This window comes from Streptomyces sp. GbtcB7 (assembly GCF_019091445.1).
Classification (GTDB): domain Bacteria; phylum Actinomycetota; class Actinomycetes; order Streptomycetales; family Streptomycetaceae; genus Streptomyces; species Streptomyces mirabilis.
Map to the genome: position 1 here is coordinate 1 of NZ_JAGXJM010000675.1, position 234 is coordinate 234.

At 72.2% G+C, this 234-nt stretch carries 1 pseudogene; it reads right to left on the bottom strand.

The features are described from left to right. Window positions 1-234, bottom strand: a pseudogene (locus KVT44_RS57200) (hypothetical protein); the annotation flags it as partial.

Consider the following 234-nt stretch of genomic DNA (forward strand, 5'->3'; position numbering starts at 1 on the left):
GACTTCATGGACATCAGCGTGCCCAGGCTCGTCGTGGACTCGGTCCTGGCGGAGTCGGCGCCGTCGGTGGGCTTCTCGGCCGACTGCAGGGCCGCTATGGGGCTGACGTGGGTCGTGCCCTGGGCCGCCTTGTCGCCCTTGCCGGAGCCCCCGGGGGAGCCCGAGGAACAGGCGGCCACCCCCGCCTGCGCGCTCACCAGCGCGATCGAAAAGGTCACACTGCGCACGCGCGTG